A 2,927-nucleotide genomic window follows, 5' to 3' on the forward strand; every position below is an offset into this window, starting at 1 on the left:
GAGAATACCAGTGGAGTGATTGGGCTATCCAAATCTGGTGGCCAATTTCAAGTGATCATCGGGCCGAACGTAAGCGATGTGTATGAAGAGGTCGTTGAGCAGACGGGTCTGGGAGAAGAAAATAACGAGCAGCAGGCAAAAGGGAAAAGAACCATTATCGGGATCGCAAAACAGGCTTTGGATACTATGATCAGTTGCTTTGTTCCTGCCATTCCGGTGATCGCCGGATCGGGTATGATCAAAGTATTGGCTGTATTGCTCAATTATGTTGGTTGGCTGGATCGTGCATCTTCTACCTTTACGATTCTGAATACAATCGGAGATAGCGTGTTCTATTTCTTGCCATTTTTTGTAGCCTACAATGCAGCTAAGAAAATGAATGTTGATGTTTTCCTTTCCATGGTTTTGGCAGCAATTTTGCTTCATCCTAATTTCCTTACTTTAGGAGAGGCGGGAAGTTACTCAAGTTTCTTCGGTATGAGCATGAAAATTGTAAATTACAGTTCACAAGCGATTCCTGTTATTTTTGCAGTTTGGCTATTAAAGTATGTGGACAAATATGCCAACAAATTCAGTCCATCCGTAGTGAAGGTTTTCTTGAGGCCCATGTTGTCGCTCTTGATCGTTGCACCGATCATGCTGATCATCATCGGACCAGCAGCAGCGCTATTAGGGGATGGGTTCTTTGTTATTGTAAACATCATGAATCAATGGGGATGGTTAGCGGTCGGCATAAATGCAGCCTTATTCCCGCTCATGGTATTGACTGGTACGCATAATGTCACGATCCCATTGTTGGTACAGATGTTTGCTACACAAGGTTTCGATTCGATATTTTTACCTTCAGGACTAGCAGGGAATATTGCAGAAGCTGGTGCTGCAGGGGCAGTTGCTTTCAAGACCAAGAATAAGGTCCTACGCTCGACGGCTATCTCTGCTACCGTTTCTGCTTTACTAGGAATCACCGAGCCGGCTCTATACGGTGTCAATCTTCGGTTGAAGCGTCCATTTATCGCAATGCTTATTGGGGCGTTGCTTGGCGGCTGTTATATCGGAATATTAGGAATAACTGCACCTACATTTGTTACGCCTAGTGTCCTAACGGCACCACTCTTTGCAGGATCGGCAAAAAATATGCTTCTCGGTCTTAGCAGTATTCCGGTCACGTTCATCATCACCTTTGTTATTACCTATTTCATCGGTTTCGAAGATCTGACGGACACCAATGATGCGATGATCAAGACGCCTGTCAAAGGGAAAGTGATCGATTTAGAGTTGGTCAATGATAAAGCATTTTCGACGAAGAGCATGGGTGAAGGATTTGCAGTTGTCCCATCTGAAGGGAAAGTGATAGCGCCCTTTGATGCAGAAGTGATTTTTGTTTTCCCAACCAAGCATGCAATTGGTTTGAAACGGACGGATGGCCTGGAAATGTTGATTCATGTCGGATTGGATACCGTGAATCTGAAAGGTGAGCACTTCAATTTACTTGTGAAACAAGGGGATTATATTAAAGAAGGTCAAACAATTTTAGAGTTTGATAAGGCAGCCATTGAGATGGCGGGATACGATTCCACTACTGTTGTGGTCATAACTAATTCGAAAGACTATAAACAAATTAACCTGAAAGAAACGGGAGAATTAAGCGGAAATTCGGAGGTACTGTATGTTAAGTAAAGTTTTTAAAGAGGATTTCCTTTGGGGCGCTTCTACGGCGGCGAATCAAATTGAAGGAGCCTGGGATGCAGACGGCAAAGGTGTCAGTGTTATCGATACGCTTTCGACAGATTTTGATGAAGGCATGAGAAAAGAAGCAGATAGTGCCTTTGAAAATGAATTCTATTCCTCTCATAAGGCTATCGATTTTTATCACCATTATAAAGAAGATATCAAGCTGATGGCCGAGATGGGGATGAAGGCCTATCGCATGTCCATTGCCTGGACCAGAATTTTTCCAAATGGGGACGAACAAAATCCCAATGAGAAAGGCCTGCAATTCTATGATCGTTTATTCGACGAACTGAGAAAATATGATATTGAGCCTATCGTTACAATCTCACACTATGAATCACCGTGGAATTTGGCGCTTCAAGGCGGTTGGACAAATAGAAAGATGATTGAACTGTATTTGAAATATTGTGAAACGCTGTTCACTAGATATCAAGACAAAGTCAAATATTGGATAACGTTCAACGAAATCAACTGTGCCCTGAATGTGTTTGGTATCCGGACAGCCATTGGTCTGAATGCAACGATGCGCTCCGAAATCAATAATGATCAGACGCGGCATCAGGGATTGCATCATCAATTTGTGGCCAGCGCAAAAGCTGTTCAGCTTGCCCATGAGATTAATCCAGCATTCAAGGTGGGATGCATGATCGCTACGATGACCGGTTATCCTTTGACTTGCCACCCCAAGGATGTATTTGCAGCATTACAGCACGAACAGATGAAGAATATGTTTTGCAGTGACGTCATGATAAGGGGAGATTACCCAAGCTATTCTAAACGCTATTTTGAAGAAAATAATCTTTCGATTCAAGCATTGCCGGAAGATACTGAGGTTCTGAAAAAGGGCTGTGTGGATTTTTATTCTTGCAGTTATTATCAGACGCTTTGTGTAAGTGGAAGAGCTGAGGGGGATGCATTAGCCGGTGACAAGGCTGCCGGTAATCTGATTTCTGGATTCGGAGTCAAAAATCCATATTTACAGGAAAGCGAGTGGGGATGGCAAATTGACGGCAGCGGGTTGCGCTACTTGCTCAATCGTGTGTATGATCGTTACCAAATCCCGATTATGATCGTCGAAAATGGACTGGGTGCCAAAGACGTTCTCGAAAATGGAGAAATCAACGATGTTTATCGGATTGCCTATTTAAAAGAACATGTAGCAGCACTTAAAGAGGCTGTAAAAGATGGTGTGGATG

The 2,927-nt window shown here is 43.1% G+C and carries 2 protein-coding genes; both read left to right on the forward strand.

Annotation, left to right across the window (positions count from 1 at the left end):
• A partial coding sequence (locus WBV27_RS07525) for a glucose PTS transporter subunit IIA (RefSeq protein ID WP_424200830.1) occupies positions 1 to 1,677 on the forward strand: 1,677 nt, incomplete at its 5' end.
• On the forward strand, positions 1,667 to 2,927 hold a 1,261-nt coding region (locus WBV27_RS07530; RefSeq protein WP_424200832.1), incomplete at its 3' end, for a glycoside hydrolase family 1 protein. The genes WBV27_RS07525 and WBV27_RS07530, both read left to right, overlap by 11 nt.

This window comes from Trichococcus sp. (assembly GCF_049589555.1).
GTDB lineage: Bacteria > Bacillota > Bacilli > Lactobacillales > Aerococcaceae > Trichococcus.